At 48.2% G+C, this 24721-nt stretch carries 12 protein-coding genes; all 12 read left to right on the top strand.

The annotated features are described in order from the left end of the window. The first annotated feature begins 6 nt into the window (after positions 1–6). The 12 genes from addA to QFZ80_RS19555 all read left to right on the top strand — a co-directional run bounded on the left by addA (position 7) and on the right by QFZ80_RS19555 (position 24715). A complete protein-coding gene (addA, locus tag QFZ80_RS19610) occupies positions 7–3960 on the top strand; it encodes a helicase-exonuclease AddAB subunit AddA (RefSeq protein WP_307560594.1) in 3954 nt (1317 codons plus the stop codon). A gap of 42 nt (positions 3961–4002) precedes the next feature. Continuing rightward, positions 4003–5181 carry an exonuclease SbcCD subunit D gene (locus QFZ80_RS19605; protein ID WP_307560592.1) on the top strand — a complete coding sequence of 393 codons (1179 nt, stop codon included), beginning with the start codon at positions 4003–4005 and terminating at the stop codon, positions 5179–5181. A gap of 137 nt (positions 5182–5318) precedes the next feature. Further along, positions 5319–8804, top strand: coding sequence for an AAA family ATPase (locus QFZ80_RS19600; protein WP_307560590.1), 3486 nt, complete (start codon positions 5319–5321; stop codon positions 8802–8804). Positions 8805–9148: 344 nt separating this feature from the next. Further along, positions 9149–10243 carry a chymotrypsin family serine protease gene (locus QFZ80_RS19595; RefSeq protein WP_307555009.1) on the top strand — a complete coding sequence of 365 codons (1095 nt, stop codon included), beginning with the start codon at positions 9149–9151 and terminating at the stop codon, positions 10241–10243. Positions 10244–10395: 152 nt separating this feature from the next. After that, the gene (locus tag QFZ80_RS19590; protein WP_307560588.1) at positions 10396–12342 is read left to right on the top strand and encodes a stalk domain-containing protein; all 1947 of its coding nucleotides are present in this window, start codon (positions 10396–10398) and stop codon (positions 12340–12342) included. 291 nt (positions 12343–12633) lie between these two features. Beyond that, positions 12634–13656 carry a LacI family DNA-binding transcriptional regulator gene (locus tag QFZ80_RS19585; protein WP_307560587.1) on the top strand — a complete coding sequence of 341 codons (1023 nt, stop codon included), beginning with the start codon at positions 12634–12636 and terminating at the stop codon, positions 13654–13656. A 35-nt stretch (positions 13657–13691) separates the two neighbouring features. Then, positions 13692–14576 (top strand): carbohydrate ABC transporter permease, encoded by an 885-nt coding sequence (locus QFZ80_RS19580; RefSeq protein WP_307555015.1) that lies wholly within the window; start codon positions 13692–13694, stop codon positions 14574–14576. Beyond that, positions 14566–15396 (top strand): carbohydrate ABC transporter permease, encoded by an 831-nt coding sequence (locus tag QFZ80_RS19575; RefSeq protein ID WP_307555017.1) that lies wholly within the window; start codon positions 14566–14568, stop codon positions 15394–15396. The genes QFZ80_RS19580 and QFZ80_RS19575 overlap by 11 nt, the downstream gene beginning before the upstream one ends. 100 nt (positions 15397–15496) lie before the next feature. Further along, entirely contained in the window at positions 15497–16846 is a 1350-nt protein-coding gene (locus tag QFZ80_RS19570; protein WP_307555018.1) for an ABC transporter substrate-binding protein, read from the top strand. Positions 16847–16937: 91 nt separating this feature from the next. Beyond that, positions 16938–20651: a glycoside hydrolase family 31 protein gene (locus QFZ80_RS19565; protein WP_307560585.1), complete on the top strand. Its 3714-nt coding sequence runs from the start codon at positions 16938–16940 to the stop codon at positions 20649–20651. Then, positions 20648–21274 carry a thioesterase II family protein gene (locus tag QFZ80_RS19560; protein WP_307560583.1) on the top strand — a complete coding sequence of 209 codons (627 nt, stop codon included), beginning with the start codon at positions 20648–20650 and terminating at the stop codon, positions 21272–21274. The genes QFZ80_RS19565 and QFZ80_RS19560 overlap by 4 nt, the downstream gene beginning before the upstream one ends. 159 nt (positions 21275–21433) lie before the next feature. Next, positions 21434–24715, top strand: coding sequence for a TIM-barrel domain-containing protein (locus QFZ80_RS19555; protein ID WP_307555024.1), 3282 nt, complete (start codon positions 21434–21436; stop codon positions 24713–24715). Positions 24716–24721: the final 6 nt, after the last annotated feature.

Raw genomic sequence — 24721 nt, 5'->3', positions numbered from 1 at the left:
ACATACGTGAATAAACAACAACAGCCTAAGCCTCCTGGCAGTACATGGACGGATGATCAATGGGATGCAATTACACTCAAGGGTCAAAATATGCTGGTTGCCGCTGCTGCTGGTTCAGGCAAAACCGCCGTACTCGTCGAGCGGATTATACGCCGGATATCCAATGAGTGGGAGCCGATTGATGTTGACCGCTTGCTGGTTGCGACGTTTACCAAGGCAGCGGCATCCGAGATGAAGCATCGCATACGTGAAGCACTGGAAAAAGAGCTGATGAAGCAGCCGCATTCGCAGCATTTGCGCAAGCAGCTCGCACTGATGGGACGCGCATCGATTACTACGCTGCATTCCTTCTGTCTGGAAGTCGTTCAACGTTACTTCAGCCTTATTCGGTTAGACCCGGGCTTCCGAATCGCCAACGAGACGGAGGCTGACCTGCTTCGCCAAGACCTGTTAGGCGAAATGCTTGAGCAGTACTACGCCGTAAGCGGAGAGAACAGCGCCTTCTGGCGGCTGGTCGATTCGTTCAGCGGCGAGCGCAACGACGACGCGATCATGCAGCTTATTCAGAAGCTGTATGATGTGTCGCGCAGTCATCCATGGCCGGAGTACTGGCTCAGGGCGACGGCTTCGATGTTTGGACCACCGGCGCCACAGATTCCGCAAGACGTGCCGGATGAGGCAGCCTCCGTTATGCAGGAGGCGCTGCCTTACGTTGCCGCTGCGACTGCGCCAGCGGACTATTCGATCTGGGAGCAGAGTCTCATTCGCGACCTGTCTATAGAGCTCGAAGGAGCCGCTGATCTACTGTGGCAAGCGCAGCAAATCGCTGAATCGCCTGGCGGTCCGGCCCCTTATTTGGATAATCTGCGAGAAGATTTGCTGCTCGTAGACAATTTGCGTGAAACGACCACCTATCCGTGGTCCGTCTTGTATCTTGGTTTCCAGACGGCCGAGTTCGGGAAGCTCAAATCATGCAAGGGCGATGACTATGACAAAGAGCTGCAGGAAGAAGTTAAAGAGCTGCGAAATAAAGCCAAAGAGCAAATTAACAAAATGAAAGAAGAACTGTTCGGACGTACACCTGAACAATTTCATCAGGAAGTTGCCGATATGGCTCCTCTGCTTCATACGCTTGTGGATCTGGTTGTTGATTTCGGACAGCGGTATCAAGAGGCCAAGCAAGCCAAGGGCTTGATCGATTTTGCCGATTTGGAGCACTATTGTTTACAAATTCTTAGCGCAGAGGGCTCTATCCCCGGGGAACTGATTCCATCCGAGGCTGCCCAAGCTTATCGCAGACAATTCGTGGAAGTGCTTCTGGATGAATATCAGGATACGAACCGCGTACAGGAAGCTATTGTTGAACTAATCTCGCATACGAAGCCTGGCAATCGGTTTATGGTAGGCGACGTGAAACAGAGTATATATCGGTTCCGTCTTGCTGAGCCAGGTCTCTTCCTGGAGAAGTATAAGGCGTATCGTTCCAATAAGGATGAATCGCCAGAAACGTCTTCCGAAGGTGGAAGAATCGATTTGGCGCGTAATTTCCGCAGTCGCATTCAGGTTGTCGATGCGGTCAATTTTCTTTTTAAACAAATGATGAATGAAACCGTTGGTGAAATTGCCTATGATGAGCGCGCTGAGCTTGTTTACGGAGCGGGTTATCCGCCATCTGCTTCAGATTGTTCAGTAGAAATGCTGATTGTCGATCGTGGGACGGAAGTGCCAGACAAAAGTGAATCGTTCACTGATGATGCCGATGATCAAGACTCAGAAGCTTTTGGAGAGGGGGCTGAGGGGGCCTCTGATCCTGTAATAGAAGCGCAAGAACTGGAAACAGCGCAGTTGGAAGCGCGCACGATTGCTCGCCAAATTCGAGGATTGCTAGGTGCAGGGGGACAGGAAGCTTTTCAGGTTTTTGATAAAAGAACAGGCGGGGATCGTCCTGCGACTTATCGTGATATCGTGATTTTGCTGCGGGCGACGCAGGCGTGGTCTCCTGTCATCATTGAAGAACTCAAAAAACAGGGCATACCTGCCTATGCGGAACTGAGCACCGGATATTTTTCTGCAACGGAAGTAGAAGTGATGCTTGCCTTGCTGAAAGTCATCGACAATCCGTATCAGGATGTACCATTGGCGGCCGTACTGCGTTCTCCGGTTGTGCAGCTTACCGCTGAGGATTTAGCACAAATCAGGGTCGCGGACAAATCAGTGCCTTTTTACGAGTCTGTCTTACAGGTAGTTAAAAGTGCAGAGTCAGATGATAACGAAGCTCTTTTACAAAAGCTGAACCATTTTCTAGGGCTTCTGGAAAAGTGGCGAAATGACGCCAGACAAGGCTCTCTTGCTGATTTAATTTGGAGCATCTATAGACAAACGGGCTATTACGATTTCACCGGCGGATTGCCGGGTGGCTTGCAACGACAAGCTAATTTAAGAGCATTATACGATCGTGCAAGACAATACGAAAGCACATCCCTACGTGGATTATTCCGCTTTCTGCGTTTTATCGAACGAATGAAAGAGAGTGGCGGAGATTTAGGCACAGCGCGTGCGCTCGGTGAACAAGAAGATGTGGTTCGCATTATGTCCATTCATAAAAGTAAAGGGCTTGAGTTCCCAGTTGTATTCGTGGCAGGTATGGCCAAAATGTTCAATCAACGGGATTTGAATGATGCTTTTTTACTGCATAAAGAGCTCGGCTTTGGACCTCGTTTTGTGGATACGGCTTTGCGCGTAAGCTATCCAACACTGCCTTCCTTAGCCATCAAAAGAAGAATGAAGCTAGAACTGCTTGCAGAGGAAATGCGCGTCTTGTATGTTGCTCTCACAAGGGCAAGAGAAAAGCTGTATTTACTTGGTACAGTGAAATCACTCGATAAGCTGCTGCGCGGTTGGGGGCGTAATCTGTCTAGGACGGAATGGTATTTGCCGGACTTTGAACTGGCGAAAGCGAGGAGCTATCTTGATTGGGTCGGACCTGCCCTGCTTCGTCATCCAGATGCGGCTCTCTGGAGAGAGCGCCTCGGCATTAGTGAGTCATCCTCTGGCGTGCGTCTTCTTCAAGATCCTTCACAGTGGAAGTTGACGGTTATCCAGCCTGAGAGCTTACATATGGAAGAAACATTGGAAGCCGGAAGTGTGTTACCCGACGCTGACCGAATGTCAGCCGTTCATCATAGTCATTCTGTCCCTACAGTGGGAAGATGGAAGGATTGGTTGGAGGATCGGCTTTCTTGGACATACGAATACCCGGATGCGCCTAAGCATTTTGCTAAGACTACTGTGTCGGAAATGAAGCGTTTGTCTGAACTCAATCGCCTAGCGGGAGAAATGGAATTTCCATCTGGAACAGAGACTGCTGTTTGGGATGAGTCTCAGGTGAAGCCAAAGATTGCGGTATGGCGCAGACCTAGATTCATGGAAGAGAAAAAGCTGACTGCAGCTGAAAAGGGGACCGTTGTCCATGCTGTCATGCAAAATCTTTCTTTGCAGGAATCGCCGACGGAATCAAGCATACAGGCAACTCTTGAGGAGATGCTTAACAAACAAACGCTTACGCAGGAGCAGTGTGATGTTGTAGATATTCCGGTTGTTTTGAAGTTTTTCGAAACAGAAGTTGGCAAACGGATGGTACAAGCTGCGAACGTGCAGCGTGAGGTACCATTTAGCTACGGACTGCCTGCGGATGAGGTCTACATGGGAACAGACCGCTCCACGATAGGGGAGACTGTGTTAATTCAAGGGGTTATCGATTGTTTATTCGAAGATGAACTAGGACTCGTGTTGGTCGATTATAAAACGGATGCGGTAAAGGGAAGCAGTGATGCGGAACTGAAGGTGCGTTATGAGAAGCAAATATCACTGTATACCCGGGCCGTGGAACATATTTGGAAGCGTCCTGTAAATGGGAAGTTCTTGTATTTCTTTGATGGGGCGAAATTGTTGGAGATGTAAAAGGGGATAGAGAGTAACGAATGCTTAGGAAGGAGATGAGCTATGCGAATTTTACACACAGCTGATTGGCACTTCGGTCGAACACTCGAAGGTCGCAGCCGATTAGAAGAACAGACGGCTTTCATGGATGAGCTTGTGCAGATTGTACAAGATCAAGCCATCGATTTAGTTTTGATCGCAGGGGATATCTATGATAGTGTAAATCCTCCCGCTGCTGCTGAACAGCTTTTCTATGAAGGCATTGCCAGGTTGGCTGACGGCGGTAAGCGCCAAGTGGCTATTATCTCCGGCAACCATGATCATCCGGATCGGCTCGCAGCATCAGGTCCGCTTGCGGCTAAACAAGGGATCGCGATTATTGGCTTACCGGTCCCTGACATTCAGTCGATTGGTATTGCTAGAACAGGTGAGTTAACACGTCTGATTACGCTGCCGTACCCGTCGGAATCGCGACTCAAGGAGCTGCTATCGGATGTAGCCGAAGAGGAAGTACTGCGCAGCAAATATTCCGAACGTGTGGGTGCACTTATTCGTAAACAAGCGGCTTCTTTTGAAGCCGGTACGGTGAATCTAATCATGAGCCATTTGTACGTACTTGGCGGTCATGAAACGGAATCGGAACGCCCTATTCAAGTAGGGGGCGCCTATACGGTAGATACAAATGCTCTAACGGCAGGAGCGCAGTATGTTGCGCTTGGCCATTTGCATAGACCGCAAAATGTCAAAGCAGCGTCTCCCATCCGTTATTGTGGTTCTCCTATCGCCTACAGCTTCTCGGAAGCCGGCCAAGCAAAATCGGTCACAGTGCTCGAATTAGCTCCGGGACAAGCAGCCGAGCCTAAGGAGATATTTCTGACTTCGGGCCGCCCTCTTGTTAGTTGGAAAGCCAAAGAAGGAATTGGACAGGTGCACCAATGGCTGGATGAGCAACGCGATGCTTCGGCTTGGATCGATTTGGAAGTCACAATGACAGAAGCCATGTCTATCGAACAGATTCAATCGCTGCGCAAAGCATACGAAGGCTTCATACATATTAGGCCAATTTATCCGGAGATGGAGGCTGTCCGAGCCACTGTATCGAGAGCAGATTTGTCGATGGAAGAGCACTTCACGCGGTTCTACTCTCGTCAAACAGGCGGCGCGCTGCCTGAACCTGAATTGGTTCGGTTGTTTTTGGAGCTGCTGCAGGAGAAGGATTTGGCGGATGCTTCTGGGGAGTAGGTTTGGGTGGCAAACTCTGCCCAATAAGTGCTTGTGGATAACTAAACAAAACCTAAGTTGATTTTTAGGTTAACGAAGAAATAACAGATGGAACATATAAGAAGTGATTCTAGCGTTTTATGAAAGGAGGACAAGGTATGCGTCCAATTCAGTTGCAAATGTCCGGACTTCAGAGTTATCGGGAATTGCAGACGATCGATTTTAGCCAATTAGTGGATGCGGGCGTGTTTGGCATATTTGGGCCAACGGGCAGTGGGAAATCATCCATTCTAGATGCGATCACGCTATCGTTATATGGCAAGGTTGAAAGAGCTAGCGGAGGCACACAAGCGATTATGAATCATGCGGAGCAGACGCTGTTCGTTTCTTTTACGTTTGAGCTGACGAATGGGGCTGGCACTGAGCGTTATCGTGTCGAGCGGCAATTCAAGCGCGGAGCGGAGATGTCCATAAACGGGACAATTACTCGGCTTTTACATATCAAAGGGACCGAGACCATCGTACTTGCGGATAAAGCGGGTGAGGTGAATCAGCAGGTACAGCATATTCTGGGTCTGTCTATGCAGGACTTTACGAGAGCTGTCGTGCTCCCGCAAGGGAAATTTGCAGAATTTCTGACGTTGACTGGCAAAGATCGTAGGCAAATGCTGCAGAGGCTATTTCACCTAGAACAGTATGGCGACCATTTGAGCGCGAAGGTTAGTTCCAAAGTGAAAGAAACGGACAGCACAGTCAAGCAGCTCGCTGCAGAGCAGCAGGGGCTTGGTGATGCTTCAGAGAGAGCATTAGAAGAGGCCAATGCCAGACTTCTGGAAGCTGAACAAGAAGCGGTTCGGAGCCGTCTTCATTTGGAACAGCAGGAGAAGTCCTATGACGACCATAAACAGGTGTTTCAGTGGCAGAATGAGAAAGAAGCGTTGGAACAAGAAACGCAAAAGCAGCAGGAACAAGAGGCGTTAATCCTCGAGAAGGAGCTGCTTCTTCAAAAAGCAGAGCAGGCCGAAAAGGTGAGACCCTATCTGGAGCAGCATGCTTTGGCAGCCAAAGATGTGCTGACAGGGGAAACGCAGCTTAAGATTGCAGCTGCTTCCCAACTAACAGCGGAAACAACCTATCACCAGGCTGTTCACCAATTTGAGCATTCGCAGCAAGAGTTGGCTTTACAGGAAGGACCGCTTTTATTACGGTTGGACCAGCTGCAGCAAGCTCTTGTCATTCAGCAGGAGCTTGAACAAGTTCAAAGTCAAATCGAAACTGCTCAGCTTCAAGAAGCAGAAGTCAAGGCGACTTTTACGCATTTGCAGGCTGAAGTGAGCAAAAACATCGAAACAAAACAAAAAGCAATCCTTAAACAAACCGAGCTTAAAGATCAGTTGAAGTTGGTGGAATCGACAGCTGTATCCAGACAGCTATTACAATCTGCGTCTCAAGAAAAGAAGGCAATTGAACAACTCCAAGCCCAAGAGCTTGAAGCTAAGAAGGCCAGAGAAGAAAAAGCTGGCGCTTACTCGGCAGTGGAACAAAGTCAATTGCAATTAGCTGCCAAGCAGCAAGCCTTTCAGGTTACATTGTCAGAATGGCTGAAGGAGTTGCAGGAAACTGGTAAAGAGGTTAACTTGCAACTTGCAGCGTTCACCAAGTTCGTTCCTGCTTTACAAGCTTACAAAGAGAGACAAAAGCAGAGCTGGAAAAGGCAAGAACGTCATGCTTTGGCGGCGATTCTTGCCAATGAACTAATGGATGGGGATCACTGTCCTGTATGTGGTGCGACAGAGCATCCGTCAAAGCAGCATAGCGAAGTCTCAGCTGAAACTGCAAATGATCTAGAGGCAAATGAAGAACTGCTTGGACAGGTAGAAGAGCTGCTTCAGCTTGCAAAAGAGCGTCAATTCACGGGGCAGCAGTTGCTGCGTAGATTGGGAATCGTCTATCAGCAAGCGGTTGATTTCGCTATTCCGACTTCAACCGGACTGGGACAAAGTGAAGTAAGCAGTGAACAGTCCCTAATGTTATGGGGTGAGGCTGCTGCCGGGAAAGAAGTAGGAGCTTATGCCATTTTGGGGGCACTACAGGAAGATAGTAGTTTTGAGGCTTTCCGTGAGGAATGGAAAGTTGTGGAAGCAAGCCTATCTACCTGTATTTCCCAGTCTGAAGAACTTGAACATTCTTTCCAAAGTCTGCAGAAAGAGCATGCACTTCTTGCACAACAATTCGTGCAAGCAGGTGCTCAGATGCAAGCGGCTGCGAGCTTGTTATCGGAAACGAATAGCAGGTTAACTTCAATTACTACAACACTAGGTGCGCAGTTAAAAGGTTGGCAAGAGCGTTATGCGGAGCTTTCTTGGGTAGACGTGGACCAGCAGCTTGAACAGCTACTTGCCAATGAGCGATTAGCTGAGGAGCTCCGCGGCCGAATTGAGAAGAGCATCCCGTTTCTTGACGAGCTAAACGGGAAGATCGACGAGCTCCAGCGCGCCGCACTGGAGCAGGATCGTACTGCCCTGCAGCTGCATGAACGGCTGCAGGGCTTGGCGCTGCTCGCCGCCGATAAATCGCGGCAGCTCGCTTTGCGCGAGCCCGGCGCGGCTGTGCCGCAGCTCATCGCGGAGGCGACCTCCGCGCTAGAGCAGCTGCGGCAGCTCGCGCAGCAGACCAAGCTCGCGCACGCTGCTGCGCAGCGCGAGCAGCTCTTGGCGGCGCAGCGTTACAGCGCCGCCGCCGAAGCCGCTGCCGCCGCCGCGCGGCAGCTGGCGCAGACCGAGCGCGCGCTGCACGGCGCGCTCACGGATAACGGCTTCGCGTCGCGCGAAGCCGCAGAAGCCGCGGCGCTGGCGCCCGAGCAGCGCCGCCAATGGGCGCAGCTCGCGGCTGAGCACCGCGAGCGCGAACAGGCGCTGCGCGCCCAGCTTGCGCAGCTGGCAGCGAAGCTGCAGGGCCGCGGTCTGAGCGCGGACGAGTGGGCGCAGTCGCAGGCGCAGCTGAGCGCCGCGAAAGCGGCCGCCGAGGCCGCGCTCGAGACGCGGGCCAAGGCGACGCAGGGCGCGAGCGAGCTCGCTACTCGGCATGCGCGGTGGTGCGAGCTTGAGGCGCGTCGTGCCGAACAGGCGACGCAGCTGGAACGGCTTGGCAAGCTGCAAGCCGTGCTTAAGGCCAATGCCTTCGTCGAATATCTCGCCGAAGAACAGCTCATGCAAGTTAGCCGCGCAGCTTCGGAGCGGCTAAGTGAATTAACGCGTCGACGCTATGCGATTGAGGTCGACTCTGGAGGAGGCTTCGTCATTCGTGATGATGCCAACGGCGGAGTAAAGCGCCCCGTAAGTACGCTGTCGGGCGGTGAAACGTTCCTTACCTCGCTGGCGTTAGCGCTCGCGCTTTCGGCACAGATTCAGCTGAAGGGGGAATATCCGCTAGAATTCTTCTTCCTCGATGAGGGCTTCGGTACGCTCGACCAAGAGCTGCTGGACATGGTCATCGGTGCGCTTGAGAAGCTTCATATGGACAGTCTAGCCGTGGGCGTCATTTCCCACGTTCCAGAGCTCCGTGCTCGTCTAGCTCGTAAATTAATCGTTCTCCCAGCAGAGCCGTCTGGGCGCGGGAGCCGCATTGTAGTTGAGGAACTATAGCTTCTTCTTGTATACTGCTCAGAATTTACTTACGGAAGATTGATTTTTAGGTGGTTCTCATTTGATGAATTAAATCAAATTGAGGTGTACCCCGAATTTATCAAAGGAGATATTCATGTCCTATTGACTTCTGAGATGATAAAGCATGAAGTGACAAATGAATCATAAGCCACAGAGATACTAGCCATTTATTCACAAATTAATACCCCTATCCAAGGCTAACGACGGTCCAACCGTTGTTAGCCTTTTTTTACATCCTCCAAATTAACTTTAGGTGAAGTGATTAAGCCGAATCGTACAAGTTGGCATACACTGCTACATCTTTAAGGAAGAGGAGAATGTGAATGGCTACATTTAATGAGGCACTTAAACATAAGAATAGAATTTCCCCCGTTTTACTAAAAAGAGCGGAGGTCATGGCTGTTGGTGTTGGCTATTTGGATCCGAGTAAACCGGCACTCGGCGCAGGCGTTATTGTTTACACGCATCAAAAAACCGTACCCTCCAGTCTGAACAGCCTCAAAGGAGTGGTTTCCAAAGCAGGCACAGCTGTTCCCGTTCGTTTTGTGCCTACTGGGATGTTTAAAACGAGTGGCTCATCTTCTAAACCAAAAGCCATCCGGCCAACATTGTTTCGCAATAGAATTCATCCCGTTCCCGGGGGAGTAAGTATTGGTAAACCGGATCCATTCTCCACGGGAACGGCAGGCGTCATAGTGATTAGAAACAACCAGCTTTATATTCTGAGCAACAACCATGTTCTCATTAAAAACAACTCCTCAGCCTTCTCAGCAACCGTGCAACCAGGACCAGCAGATGCAGCACTAGCCGGTAATACCATAGGGAGAGCCTTTCAATTCGTCAGATTGCGCCCGGGTGAAGTCAATTTCCAAGATTCTGCGATTGCACTGCCGTTTTCAAATAGCTTATTAAATCCAAGATACTTATGTGCATCGGGGCAGCTGGTAACAGTTCCTGGTCACTTGTTAAGCTACCCTGTCGGTCTTCAAGTGTTTAAATCGGGTCGTACAACCGGGTTTGTCAGAGGAACTGTAGAAGCAAATAATGTGGATGTACGTGTTTCTTATGGAGGAACTTTAGGGACATTATTGTTCCGAAATCAATCGGTAATTCGTGGGAATACAGGTGCAGTTTCTCTCCCTGGTGATTCCGGTTCCGTATGGCTTCGCACATCAGATCGCTTTGCAACGGCGCTCAATTTCGCAGGTACAGCGGATGGCCGTCGTTCGATTAGTAATCCAATTGGTACAGTTATGTCCACGTACGGGTTACGCATTGCCATTCCGGCCGCAGGTGGAACTTTCAAAGCCGGCGCGATTAAAGGGATTGCTCCACGAGGCAACTATGCCTATGTTCAGCAATTAACAAAAGAACAACGTAAACGCACTCGCGCTGTGCTAGTTAAGTCCTCGAAGTAAATACTGTCATTTCATCCAAAACCAATGAGTTTACTCACATTGGTTTTTTTGCTTTTTAATTATTTTGCGACAAAATGCTACTTTATTCCATCCAAAACGTATTAGTTATGGACATAAAAACTTACAACAGGGTTGAAGGGAGTCATTTTAACTTGAAAATCACTAAAAAGAGAATTGGAATTATGACGTTGGCTGTAGGAATTATCGCTGCTAGCCTTGCAAGTGCTCCAGCGCCGGCTCGAGCAGACATCGTTTGGGATCACTGGCAGAAAGCAGAGTCACTTCGTGCAAGTGGGAATAAAGATGAGGCTGCGCCGCATTGGAAATTCCTGGCTAATCACTATGCGAGCATTGGAGAATGGGAAAATGCAGCTTTATTTTATGGAAACTTGGCCGCCTATTACGATACAATCGGTGATTACGATCAAGCAATTAGCTATTACGAGTCTGAAAACGAATATTGGGTGAAAGCAGGGAAGGATTGGGGGGCTGTTAAGCTGCAGCGTGCCGATCAAATTCGGACAATGGTTGAGTTGTATAGACTGGAACGTAATGAGACAGCGGTTCAACAATTAGCTTTGCCTAAGAACAGTCAATTGGCCAAGTTTGAACCTACATATGGTACTTATCTTGGGATGTACTCTGAACAGGACCCAAAGGTAGGTAATATTTTTACGAAGATGGAAGCTGTTTACGGTAAAAAACACGCGATTTATTTGGCTTATGCCCACTGGGGACAAGGATTTCCTGCTACGTATGCGAAGAGAGCTAAAGATGCAGGTGGCGCTTTACAAATTGCGTGGGAACCTGACGATGGCTTAGATCCGGTTACAGATGGCACCTATTTGCGCAAATGGGCACAAGATGCCAAGGCGGCAGGAATCCCGATCTTCTTGCGTTTTGCGGGGGAGATGAATGGCGCTTGGGTCAAATGGCATGGCAACCCTGCCCAATATATTGCGAAATTCCGTATGCTTCATGATGTATTCGCAGTAGAGGCTCCGAATGTCGCGATGGTTTGGAGTCCTGGTGATGTACCAGCGAATGATATTGACCCTTATTATCCGGGAGATGCTTATGTAGACTGGGTTGGGGTTAGCTTATATATTGAGCCTTATGAAAACGGGGATCCGTCTCTACCTTCCATGATTTCTACGAGTAATGTTGAGAGGTTAACGAGGCTTTACAACACCTATTCGGACCGCAAACCGTTAATGTTAAGTGAAACGGGAGTCCCGCATTACGCGCATTCGGCAGGTGAAGATTTCACAGAGTGGTCTAAGCTTAATTTGCAGCGTTTATATGAAGTAATGCCTTATAAGTATCCAAGATTGAAGGCTATCACTTACTTTAATGTCGATCAAAAGATGGACAACGCGAAGAATGACTATTCACTTTTCACTTCATCTGAGATCCAAAATTACTACAGCAAGTTAATTGCTAATCCTTATTTGCTATCCAAGGTAACAGACGCAGCTAAACCTACTGATCGTAGGGGTTATGTACCCCTAGATGCGAATCATCAGGCTTTTACGAAACAAACCAAGTTAATTCCTTTTGTTAAAATTCCTGACGTTTACATTGGCAAAGTAGAGTACATCTTAAACGGACGAGTGATTGCGTCTCAAACAGATCTGCCTTATGGTCTGGAGCTGCGGGCCGGGGATGTTCCGGAGGGCTCCGTCATTCAGATCAAGGTTTATAATAAATCCGGTAAACAAATAGCTTTACGTACCTTCGGTTTATCTTCTCAAGTATCTGTTGAAATTGATGGGAAAGAACAGAAATTTGAGCAAGCACCTGTCATTGTAAAAGGATCTACATTAACGCCGCTGCGTGCGATTTTCGAAGCGATGGGTGCAACGGTGGATTATGAGGCAGCAACTAGAACAGTTACAGCCAAAAAAGGAAGTACAACGTTACGCCTAACTCTTGATCAGAAAACAGTGTATGTGAACGGCCAAGCTGTACAGTTAGATGAGCCAGCTCAGCTGGTGAACGGTTACACACTTGCGCCTGCTCGATTTGTTGGTGAAACATTTGGCGGCAAAGTTGCTTGGGATGGCACAAGCAGAACAGTTACAATTACAACCAAATAGAATTTAACCTACGAAAAAGCTGCTCCAACATCTGATCTATTGTCAGAGCTGGAGCAGCTTTTTGTCTTATTTAGCTCCTTCCAACTTGATGTTCATTCACTATTGATTATCCAACCAGCGCTGTATGAAGTTGCAACGAATTCGCCCATTTCAAATAGACATTAAAAATAATTTAGTTAAACGCGTAACTGATAAATCAATTTAATGGTAAAAAGATAGCGCTATCATATTGTATTATCAACAACTGTGTCTTATAATCTAGTTAAACGTGTAACTAAAGAGGGTTGAGAAATGAAAAAACCAACAATTAAAGATGTGGCAAAAGTCGCAGGTGTTTCAGCAGCCGCAGTGTCCTATGCATTAAATGGCAGAACGGATAAAGTCTCCAATGAGACGATTGAACGCATTAAGAAGATTATTGAAACCTTAAACTACATACCTGATTTCTCAGCGAGAAGTTTAGTCAAAAATCAATCCAAGTTGATTGGCATCGTGATTCCACAGACAGAATCCCACAAGCAGCTTATACTTGAAAACCCTTTCTACAGTGAAATGATAAGTGGAATAGAAGGCAAGCTTCGCGAATATGGGTACCACCTCTTGTTATCTGGCGTTAACCAAGGGGAAAGTTATCTGGATTTATCCATTCAGCGTAATCTGGATGGTGCCATCATGATGGGGATTTATCCGGAACAGTTTTATGACGGCTTTAAGAAGATCAATATTCCGATTGTTCTGATTGACAGTTACATTAACGACAGTTATTTCAAACGAATCGGCATTGATGATGAATACGGCGGATATTTGGCGACGAAGTATCTGATCGATAAGGGTCACTCCAACATTGGACTCGTGACCGGAGCGATTCGAAAAGACGGTGTTGTCGAGAAGCGTTTCCTTGGCTACAAACGTGCGATTCGTGAAGCGAATTTCTTTTATAATCCGGACTATGTGTTTGAAGAATCCATGAGTTATGAGCATGGTGTTGCTGCAGGACAGCTCATCGCAAACAAGTTTCCCGAGATCACCGCTGTATTTGCTACGGGGGACATGGTTGCATTCGGAGCGATTCGGAGCTTGATGGACATGGGTAAAAAAGTCCCGGAAGACATCTCAGTCATTGGCTTTGATGATATCACGATGTCGAAGATGTTTATCCCGCCACTCACAACAATCCGGCAAAATATAACTGAAAAAGGCGCTATTGCGGCCGAACATCTCATCAACATGATTCAAGGTGGCGTGGAGCAAGAGGCGAATGAAATTATGCTGCCGCTAACGATTGTGGAGAGAGCAACGGTTAGAGCCAAGTAATAAATTAGTATCTGGAACCGGAAAAGGAGAACGTCATGGTCGGACAAAAGAGATTTTCCAAAGCAGTTGTCATTATCGGATTTTTATTGCCAAGTTTAGCGGGTTTGTTTCTGTTTCAACTCATCCCGATGCTTTCATCTGCTATCATCTCCTTTACGAATTGGGACTTGTTAACCCCGGCGAAGTTCGTTGGGGTGGATAATTACACCGAAGCTTTGCAGGATGAGAAAACGCTTACATCACTGATGAACATTCTTCAGTACATACTTGGTTACTTGCCATCTGTTCTTGCTTTTGGTTTATTGTTCGCCGTTTTACTGAATAGGAAGCTAGTAGGAATTAAGCTTTATCGCATTTTCATCTTTGTACCCGTCATCACCTCGTGGGTAGCTGTTTCCATCGTATGGCGTTGGCTGCTGAATGGACAGAGCGGACTTGTTAACTACCTGCTGTCGCTAATTGGAATTCAAGGACCTGTATGGCTGCAGGACTTTGTATGGGCAATGCCCTCCATAATCGCAGTAAGTGTATGGAAGGATATCGGCTATGTGACCGTCATACTTCTTGCGGGGCTGCAGGATATTTCGGAGGATTATTACGAAGCAGCGAAGATTGATGGCGCAGGTGGGTTTGGGCAGTTTTTCCGTGTAACGCTACCGCTTCTCACGCCTAGTATTTTTTTCGTACTTGTCATATCCCTCATCAATGGCTTTCAACTCTTTGATCAGGTGCTAGTGATGACAGGTGGCGGTCCGGCTGGACAAACGAGCACGCTAGTGCAGCAAATTTATGGGAATGCTTTTCAAAGCTATAAAATGGGCTTTGCCTCTGCGCAGTCTTGGATCTTATTCGTTATTATTTTCGCCGTCACCATCGTTCAGCAGCAGCTTCAGAAAAGGTGGGTTACCTATGACAGATAAATATATGCCGTATCGGAACCTGCTTTCACATCTCATTTTGATTGTGGCGGCTGTCGTTCTTATGTTTCCTTTCGTCTGGATGCTGTCGGGTTCCTTTAAGGATAACTTAGAAGTCGTCAGAATGCCGCCGAATTTAATACCCGATACATTTAAATTCAGCAACTACGTCGAGATTACGAAATACTTTCCGATCTATCGCTTTTTGGGCAACAGTGTAGGTGTGTCTATAGTGACGACGGCAGCACAGATTGTCGTGTGTGCGATGGCTGCATTTGTTTTTGCTAAAATACCGTTCCGAGGCAGGGAAACTTTATTCGTTCTCTATTTGATCACGATGATGATTCCCATGCAGGTGACGATGACTCCACTCTTTATCGTATTTCAAAAACTGCACCTGACGAATACATATCTCGGTCTCATTTTGCCAGGAATCTTCAGTGCTTACGGGACTTTTCTTCTTCGACAACACATCATGACAATTCCTGATCCGTTGATTGAGGCGGCGAGAATGGACGGAGCTTCTTATTTGAGGGTGTTTGTGAGTATCATTCTTCCGCTTAGCAAACCTGCTCTTGCAACGCTAGCCATTTTTGCTTTTATGGCTTCGTGGAACAATTTTTTATGGCCGCTTATTATTACGAGCGATAAGGAGTTGATGACACTTCCTATTGGATTAAGCAAGCTGCAAGGCAGATGGGCGACGGAGTGGAACATTTTGATGGCAGGGAATGTGATCAGCTTTATCCCGATTTTCATTGTGTTTTTATTCGCATCGAAATACTTTATTAAGGGAATGACCATGAGTGGCGTTAAAGGATAATGAGAGGGGTGATGGAAGTCGTTTGAGACGTAAGTGAGGAATATGAACATGACAATGGTGAGTTAACTGAAGAAAATCCATAAGAAGAGAGGGTTTAAAGATGGTTACTAAAAAAACAGGTTGGGTCGTAGCGTTAGGTGTGGTTGTTTCTCTTGCAGCTACGGGGTGTGGAGCAGATACGAAAAAAGAAACTGCGTCAACGCCAAAACAAGAGCCGACGGCAGCTGCAACAGCAGCGGCAACACCGGAGACAAAGAAAGAACCGGTTACACTCAAGTTCATGCAGTATACCGCTAGTGGTTCTCAAGAGCAAACACTCAGCGATATGGTGAAAGCGTTCGAGTCGGCCAATCCTGACGTGAAGGTCAAAGTGGATATCGTCGATTACAACAACTACTACACGAAGCTCAATACACAGCTCGCATCGGGGGATGCGCCTGACGTATTTGAGGTCGGTTACGAAAACTTCGTCTCTTATGCAGCCAAAAATACTCTAAAAGACTTGACGCCGATCATTGCGAAGGACACGACGTTCAAGCCGGAAATCTACAAAGGTCTTGCCTATGACTCTTTCAAGTATAACGGTAAGCAATACGGAGTCGTAGAGTCGTTTTCAGACGTAGTTCTTTTCTATAATAAGGACTTGTTTGACAAAAAGCAAGTTGAGTATCCGAAGGCGGATTGGACGTGGAAGCAAGAGCTGGAAGCGGCTCAAAAGCTAACCGACGCCAAAAGCGGCGTATGGGGAACCTACTCGCCAATTCAATTCTATGAGTTTTACAAAACCATTGCTCAGAACGGCGGAGGTATCTGGAGTGCAGATGGCAAACCTACTGTAAACAGTAAAGAAAATATTGAAGCATTGAACTGGATGCTGGATAAAGCGAAAAAGTATAAAGTTTCTCCAGCGCTCAATGACGATACCTTTAACCAGCCAGATGCTGACTTAAACGCATTTAAAGCAGGTAAGCTTGCTATGCTGCGTGGCGGGATTTGGAACTTTGGCCGCTTTGCGGATGCTCCGTTCAAATGGGACATTGCACTGGAGCCTGGTAATACGAAGAAAGCACATCATTTCTTTGCGGATGGCCTTGTTGTTTCTGAAAAAACGAAAAATGCTGAAGCGTCCTGGAAGTTTATCAAATTCATGTCCTCCGATCCTTCTGTTGTCAGCAAACGGATTGAGAAGGGCTGGAGTGTGCCAGCTGTTTCTGATGAAAAAGTCATGGAAGCTTATTTCAAACAAACGCCACCAGCTTCGAAGAAAATCGTACTTGAAGCGTTGAATTCCCTCGTACTGACGCCAGTAGGTCCAATTCCTGACAAATGGAACGACTTGACTAAAGCGATCGGCGACGAGCTTGATAAAGCGAAATTGAAATCCGATTATACAGCGGAAAAAGCACTAAATGAAGCACAAGCTAAGATTGAAAAGCTAGTAACTAAATAGCGTAGTGCGGACATAGAGTCGGCAGGGAAGGGGCATTGTTGCGGCAACGGCCCCTTTCTCATTCATACACATGGGATGGAGTAGGAGGATTATGGTGCAAACACTAGATTCAAATCAGAATGTTAATTACTTATTAGATGAACACACAGGTCAGATTACGATCTCAGGGCAGCTTGCCACTTTTAGAGATGTTGCTTTTTTGAGCTATGCGCTTATCCAGCGAGGTGAAGCGGAGCGTGCATTGCCAGTGCTGCGTTTAATGAGCAGTGATCAATTTAAGGGACAGTTGGCGCTGACAGATGTGGCGCTTCGGATATGGGCTTTCGGCGAATATCTGAAGGTAACGGAAGATCAGGATTTTAGGTTGGATATAGAAGGGATAATTGAGGAAAGCACTTTGCTTCTAGATGCCCATTGGCAGAAGCCGCAGCCTCACTGGCTGCAGCGCGGAAACGAAGGGATTTATTTGAGTCATTTGGCCATGTACTTCGCTGCCATACAAGCCAATATTCAGAACGGAGCTGGCGAGCGGGGTGTACGTTTACAGAAGGCGATCCGAGAACTTGTCTTTGCCAGCTTTATTAAAGAGGGCCGAGTTGTTAGCGAATTGGGCGATACAGCTATTCATGGGGATATCATCACAGCGGCAATTCCTTTTGGTATGCTGGGTATTGAAGACCGTATTCTGATCGAAGCGCTGTATAAACTGGAAGAAACACTTGTTAGTAAAGGTGTAAGATTTAAAACTGGCGACACCTTCTATGGAGGTTGTGAGCGATCTGATCTTACCTGCCTGTTGGCGTGGTACTACGCTAAAAAAGGGGACGCGGTTCGGGCGAAAGAACTGCTCGCTCATGTGGAGTCGCTTCAGAAGGAAGGTGCGAAGCTGTATGAGGTAGACACTTCTACAGCCAAGGAGCCTTTATTGCTTACGTATTGGCGTGAACATGCAGGGGAACCACCCGTCAGTACATGGGGGGGCGTACTATTGGAGCTTGCACAGGCAGCGGTTGTTTCAGGCGAAGTCCGTAGTGACAGCTTAGAGAGCGTTGCTTTGTTACATCAACCGACGGGTTACGATGACCCTTACGTCATCCTGCCTTACGAGCGGTTTCCCCGTTATCCTGAAGCGGGGGATTCGGTGCTTGTACGCCTCTTGACTCAGCCTTTTCAGGCGAGTCAGGTAGTAACAGTGCGGGCCGTCGTCAATGGCATTCCGGAGGCCGAAGCCGTGACCGCCGTTATGAAAGTGACGGACGGCGGGGAAAAGGTCTGGGAAGCGCAGCTTGGCCCTTACCTCGCAGGTGACGAGGTCAGCTATGCTTTTGCGCTTCAGAGCGGAAGTAAGTCACCGAGTTCAGCGACTTACAGCTTTAAAGTGCGGGCATGGACGGCGCTGGAGCGCGTCCATGCGCTGTATGAGACGACGGGTGGCTTCGTCGTCGAATTGGCTTACGGTGCGGAGGGCATCCGCACCGCACAGCTGTCTTTCCGCGCCGACGAGAGCGGCGCGATCAAGCTGACGTTCGCCGCAGAAGGCGAACGCTTGCAGGGCGCGCCGGCGCAGCAGGCGGCGTTGGCCGTTGGACGCGCACGGCTGGAGGCCGAGGTACGCGGGGGCAAGCTTGCGCTCGCGCTGCGCAGCACGGAGGGCGTGCTGATGGAGGGCTTCGCCGCCGAAGGGAAGCCGCTTATCGAGGCTTTAACCGATGGCTCGGGATGCCTGCATAAGCTTCGCTTGAACTTGAAAACGAGGCCGGAGCATCGCTGGTTCGGCATGGGGGAACGCTTTTCCCATTATGAATATTCGGGTCATGAAGTCGATCAATACGTGTACAATCAGTACCGGGATCAAGGCCTGAAGACTTACATGCCGGTTCCCTTCGCCATATCCTCCGGCGGGTATGCGATCTTCGTGGATACGGCGCTTTATTCGACTTTCCGCTTTCATACGCGCTTATCTGATCTTGTTGAAGTGGAAGCGGACGTATCTCCGTCAAGTCAACAGCTGGTTGCCTATTTATTTGCAGAGGAGCCGCTCACGATGGTCGGACAGTTCACCCATCTGTCGGGCAAACCTGTATTGCCCCCGAAATGGTCGTTTGGACCATGGATGTCCAGCAATAACTGGGATTCTCAGGCAGAAGTTTTGAAACAGGCCGAGCTAACGGCGAAGTATCAGATCCCGTCCACCGTGCTAGTTATTGAGCAATGGAGTGACGAGGCGACGTTCTATATTTTTAATGATGCGCAGTACAATGTCAAAGAGGGTAATCAATCGTTTCGCTATGATGAGTTTCAGTTCCCGGAATGGGGCCGTTGGCCGAATCCGAAGGGGATGGTCGAAGAGCTTCATGAGCAGGGCTTGAAGGTGCTGTTATGGCAAATTCCCATTCATAAACATATGTATGGCGTTACTCACGGTCAGCGTGATCAGGATGAAATTACACTGCTAGAGCAAGGTTACTGTGTGAAAACAGCGGGTGGGGAGCCGTACACATTGCCTTATAACTGGTTTAAGGATTGTCATATTATTGACTTTACGAACCCAGAAGCGGTGAAGTGGTGGTTTAACAAGCGCCAATACCTCGCAGATGAAATCGGCGTAGATGGCTTTAAAACAGATGGCGGCGAATTCGTCTTCGGTCACGATCTGCAGTTCTATGATGGCTCTACAGGCCGCGAAATGCGCAATTTGTATCCGAATTTATATGTGGGCAGCTATTACGATTTCATCCAGCAGTTTGCCAAATCTGGAGGCATTACCTTTAGTCGTGCGGGCTACACGGGAGCTCAGCGGTACCCGATGCATTGGGCGGGCGACGAGCGTTCGACCTTCCAGGCCTTCCGCTCTTCGATGATTGCCGGGTTATCCAGCAGTATGTCGGGCATCCCTTTCTGGGGTTGGGATCTGGGCGGCTTTCATGGTGACATTCCGACGGCGGAGCTGTTTATAAGATCCACCCAAATGGCCGCTTTTTGCCCGGTGATGCAGTATCATGCCGAAACGAAAGGCGAGTTCAATCAAGACCGCACGCCGTGGAACATTGCTGAACGAACAAATCAACCGCTTGTTATCGATTTATACAAAAGGTACTCGGATATCCGGATGAACTTATTGCCTTACATTTATGATCAAGCGATTCGTACCAGCCGAACGGGGCTGCCTATGATGCGTGCAATGTCCCTTCAATTCCCTACTGATCCTCATTGCACAGAAATGATTAGTGAGTACATGTTCGGAGAAAGCTTGCTTGTCGCTCCCGTTACGGAGGAGGGGCAGGGTGCTAAGGAAATTTATTTTCCGGAAGGGTCATGGTTATCATTGTTCGATCAGGAAGAGATCCAAGGTCCGTGCCTTTTGAAAGTTGCTGCACCTTTAGAAGCTATCCCTGTTTATCAGAAACAGGATAGTGTCATTGCGCTCAATCTGGCTGAGAATTATTCACTTGGCGATCATGTGGGCAATCGAGTAAACGGCTATGAGCATTTGTGTTTCCGAGTTTATGTTGTAAACGAGCTGAAGGCAGAGTTTGAGGATGACCTAGGCAATCGTGTGACCATTTCAGCAAAAAGAGTCAGTGGTCAGATCCATCTAGACTGGTCAGGTAGTCTTAGCGTTAATCAACCAATAACCTTCGTTTTACATCAACCAAGTGGAGTATCCAACGTTTGGTCTTCAGAAACGGAACTGTCACCAGTCGATCATGTGGAACAACTGCTCCCGGGTCATTATTTGATTAGCCAAAAGAATCTGCTCATTACTGTCCCGGAATCGGCAGGAAGTCTGGTGATAGCGCAGTGATTTTGTTCGGGTTCCCTCACTGTGGAGATCACTCAAAGTCGTACCTTACTTGGAGCAGAGGATTACCCGCTCGTGTTAGGTTCCAACGTGTTGAACTGAGTCAAGCCCGATTATCCATGCGCGAGGTTGCCTCTGATCTGTGGGAGCAAGCTCTGCACGAGACCTGCCAATACGTCAAGCAGCAGGTGATGCCTGGTGAAGAATACGTGTTTATTGGTCACTGCTGGGGCAGCTTGCTTGCCTTTGAAGCCAGTCATCGCTTGAAAGCGGAAGGCATTGCTGAGCCACGGCACTTATTTCTTTCTGGCTGCAGTGCCCCGCATCTTCTTCGACCTCGCGGTGTAACGACTGGCATGCAGGGGGATGCATTCGAGATGGGCTGCCAGCCAGTGGAGGAATATCGTGCTCAGGTGAATCGTGAGCCACTTCGTGCAAGGTTCAGTGTGTTTACAGGTAAGAAGGATGAACATGCGCTTGTTGATCATTTGTCGGAGTGGAGCCGTTATACGGCGAAAATATGCGATGTGCACGTTTGTGAAGGCGATCATCACTACTGGCAATCGGATTCAAACAAATGGCTGCAGCTTGCACAGACGATTGTAGAAAGGGAATATCTGTTGTAATCAAACGGCGGTCGCGATTGGTTAGGATTTCGCGATCGCCTAACAAATGAAAGGGGGGATGCTTGGAGAAGCACATACATGGCGAGGAATAACGTTTCTTGGAGCCTCTTAGTCATTCGTGTTTAGAAAACAAATTTCGGTACGGAAGGGGAAATGTTTATGCACGTAAAGCAATTACCAGCACCATTCCGATTTACTTTCTCTTTTTTACTCTGTTTTTTTCTCTCCGTCCCCCCTATTTATGCCATTGATGGTGTGCACCATGGTCCATATGGAATCGATGATCTATACGAGATTCAGGCAACTGAACGGAGCCCAAGGGATCCCGTTGCTGGTGACACTGTTTATATCAAAATAACAACATGGCCCATTGAATCTGGACAAACGGCTTGGGTGACCTGGACGAAAAATGGTGTTAATCAAGCTGCTGTCGGAGCAGCGTACAAATACAACAGCGGCAACAACACTTACTGGGAAGCGAACCTTGGCACTTTTGCTAAAGGGGATGTGATCAGTTATACCGTTCGTGGCAATAAAGATGGTGCGAATGAGAAGACTAGCGGACCTTTTACTTTTACAGTAACTGGATGGGAATCCGTTAGCAGTGTCAGCTCCATCACGAATAATACGAACCGTGTTGTGCTGAATGCAGTGCCGAATACAGGCACTTTGACACCGAAGATCAACCTTTCCTTTGCGGCGGATGATGTACTCCGTGTACAGGTTTCTCCAACGGGAACAGGAACGTTAAGCAGTGGACTTAGTAATTACACGGTATCCGATACCGCATCAACCACTTGGCTTACAACCTCCAAGCTGAAGGTGAAGGTGGATAAGAATCCTTTTAAACTTAGTGTGTATAAGCCTGATGGAACGACGTTGATTGCCCGTCAATATGACAGCACTACGAATCGTAACTTAGCCTGGTTAACCAATGGAAGTACCATCATCAACAAGGTAGAGGATCATTTTTATTCGCCGGCTTCAGAGGAGTTTTTTGGCTTTGGCGAGCGTTACAACAACTTCCGTAAACGCGGAAATGATGTGGACACCTACGTGTTTAATCAGTATAAGAATCAAAATGACCGCACCTACATGGCAATTCCTTTTATGCTTAACAGCAGCGGATATGGCATCTTCGTAAATTCAACGTATTATTCTAAATTCCGATTGGCAACCGAACGCACCGATATGTTCAGCTTTACGGCTGATACGGGGGGTAGTGCTGCCTCGACACTGGATTATTATTTCATTTACGGAAATGATTTGAAGAATGTTGTGAGTAACTACACGAACATCACCGGTAAGCCAACAGCTCTGCCGAAGTGGGCTTTCGGGTTATGGATGTCAGCTAACGAGTGGGATCGTCAATCCAAGGTGTCTACAGCCATTAATAACGCGAATACCAACAATATTCCGGCAACGGCAGTTGTACTTGAACAGTGGAGTGATGAGAATACGTTTTACATTTTCAATGATGCCACCTATACCCCTAAAACGGGCAGCGCTGCGCATGCCTATACCGATTTTACTTTCCCGACTACAGGGAAATGGACGAATCCAAAAGCTATGGCAGACAATGTACATAGCAATGGGATGAAGCTGGTGCTCTGGCAGGTCCCTATTCAGAAATGGACTTCGACGCCTTATACCCAGAAAGATAATGACGAAGCCTATATGACGGCTCAGAATTATGCCGTGGGCAACGGCAGTGGAGGCCAGTACCGGATACCAACAGGACAATGGTTCGAGAACAGTTTGCTGCTTGATTTTACAAATACCACGGCGAAAAACTGGTGGATGTCTAAACGCGCTTATCTGTTTGATGGTGTAGGTATTGACGGCTTCAAAACAGATGGCGGTGAAATGGTATGGGGTCGCTCGAATACCTTCTCGAACGGTAAGAAGGGCGATGAAATGCGCAATCAATACCCAAATGAATACGTGAAGGCGTATAACGAGTACGCACGCTCCAAGAAAGCCGATGCGGTCTCCTTCAGTCGTTCTGGCACACAAGGTGCACAGGCGAATCAGATTTTCTGGTCCGGTGACCAAGAGTCGACGTTTGGTGCCTTCCAGCAGGCTGTGCATGCAGGGCTCACGGCTAGTATGTCTGGCGTTCCTTATTGGAGCTGGGATCTGGCAGGCTTCACAGGCGCTTATCCGACGGCTGAGTTGTACAAACGTGCTACCGAAATGGCCGCATTTGCACCGGTTATGCAGTTTCATTCCGAGTCTAACGGCAGCTCCGGTGTTAATGAGGAACGTTCGCCATGGAACGCACAAGCGCGTACGGGCGATAATACGATCATTAGTCATTTTGCCAAATATACGAATACACGCATGAATTTACTTCCTTATATTTATAGCGAGGCAAAGAAAGCAAGTGATACCGGTGTTCCGATGATGCGAGCCATGGCGCTTGAATATGGGGCGGACACGAACACGTACGGTTTGACGCAGCAGTATATGTTCGGGGGTAATTTACTCGTTGCTCCTGTCATGAATCAGGGAGAAACAAACAAAAGTATTTATCTTCCGCAGGGGGATTGGATCGATTTCTGGTTCGGTGCTCAGCGTCCTGGCGGTCGAACAATCAGCTACAATGCCGGCATAGATGATCTACCGGTTTTTGTGAAGTCCGGCAGTATTCTTCCGTTGAATTTGAATGCGCAATATCAGGTGGGTGGGACCATTGGCAACAGCTTGACGAGCTACACCAATCTCACATTCCGCATTTATCCACTTGGGACAACAACGTATGACTGGAATGATGATATTGGCGGTTCGGTGAAAACCATTACATCTACAGAGCAATATGGGTTGAATAAAGAAACCGTCACTGTTCCAGCGATTAATTCTACGAAGACATTGCAAGTGTATACGACTAAGCCTTCCTCTGTAACGGTGGGTGGTTCTGCGATGACAGAGTACAGTACATTAACCGCTCTAACCGGAGCATCCACAGGCTGGTTCTACGACACAGTACAGAAATTCACTTACGTCAAGCTTGGCTCAAGTGCATCTGCTCAATCTGTAGTGCTAAATGGCGTCAACAAGGTGGAATATGAAGCTGAATTCGGCACGCAAAGCAGCGTAACTACGAACACGAACCATACGGGTTATACAGGTACAGGGTTTGTAGACGGCTTTGAGACTCTGGGAGACAATGTCACCTTCCACGTTTCTGTCAAAGCCGCAGGTACCTATACGATGAAGGTTCGGTATTCATCCGGTGCAGGCAATGGCTCAAGAGCCATTTATGTGAATAACACCAAAGTGACGGACCTTGCCTTACCGCAAACAACGAACTGGGATACGTGGGGCACGGCTGCGGTCAACGTCTCCCTCGGTGCAGGACTCAACACGGTGAAAGTCAGCTATGATGGTACCAGTTCACTCGGTATTAATCTTGATAACATCGCGGTGGTAGAGCAATAAAAGCAG

It is taken from the genome of Paenibacillus sp. V4I7 (assembly GCF_030817275.1).
Classification (GTDB): Bacteria; Bacillota; Bacilli; order Paenibacillales; family NBRC-103111; genus Paenibacillus_E.
This window is presented reverse-complemented; position numbering and strand designations above follow the sequence as displayed.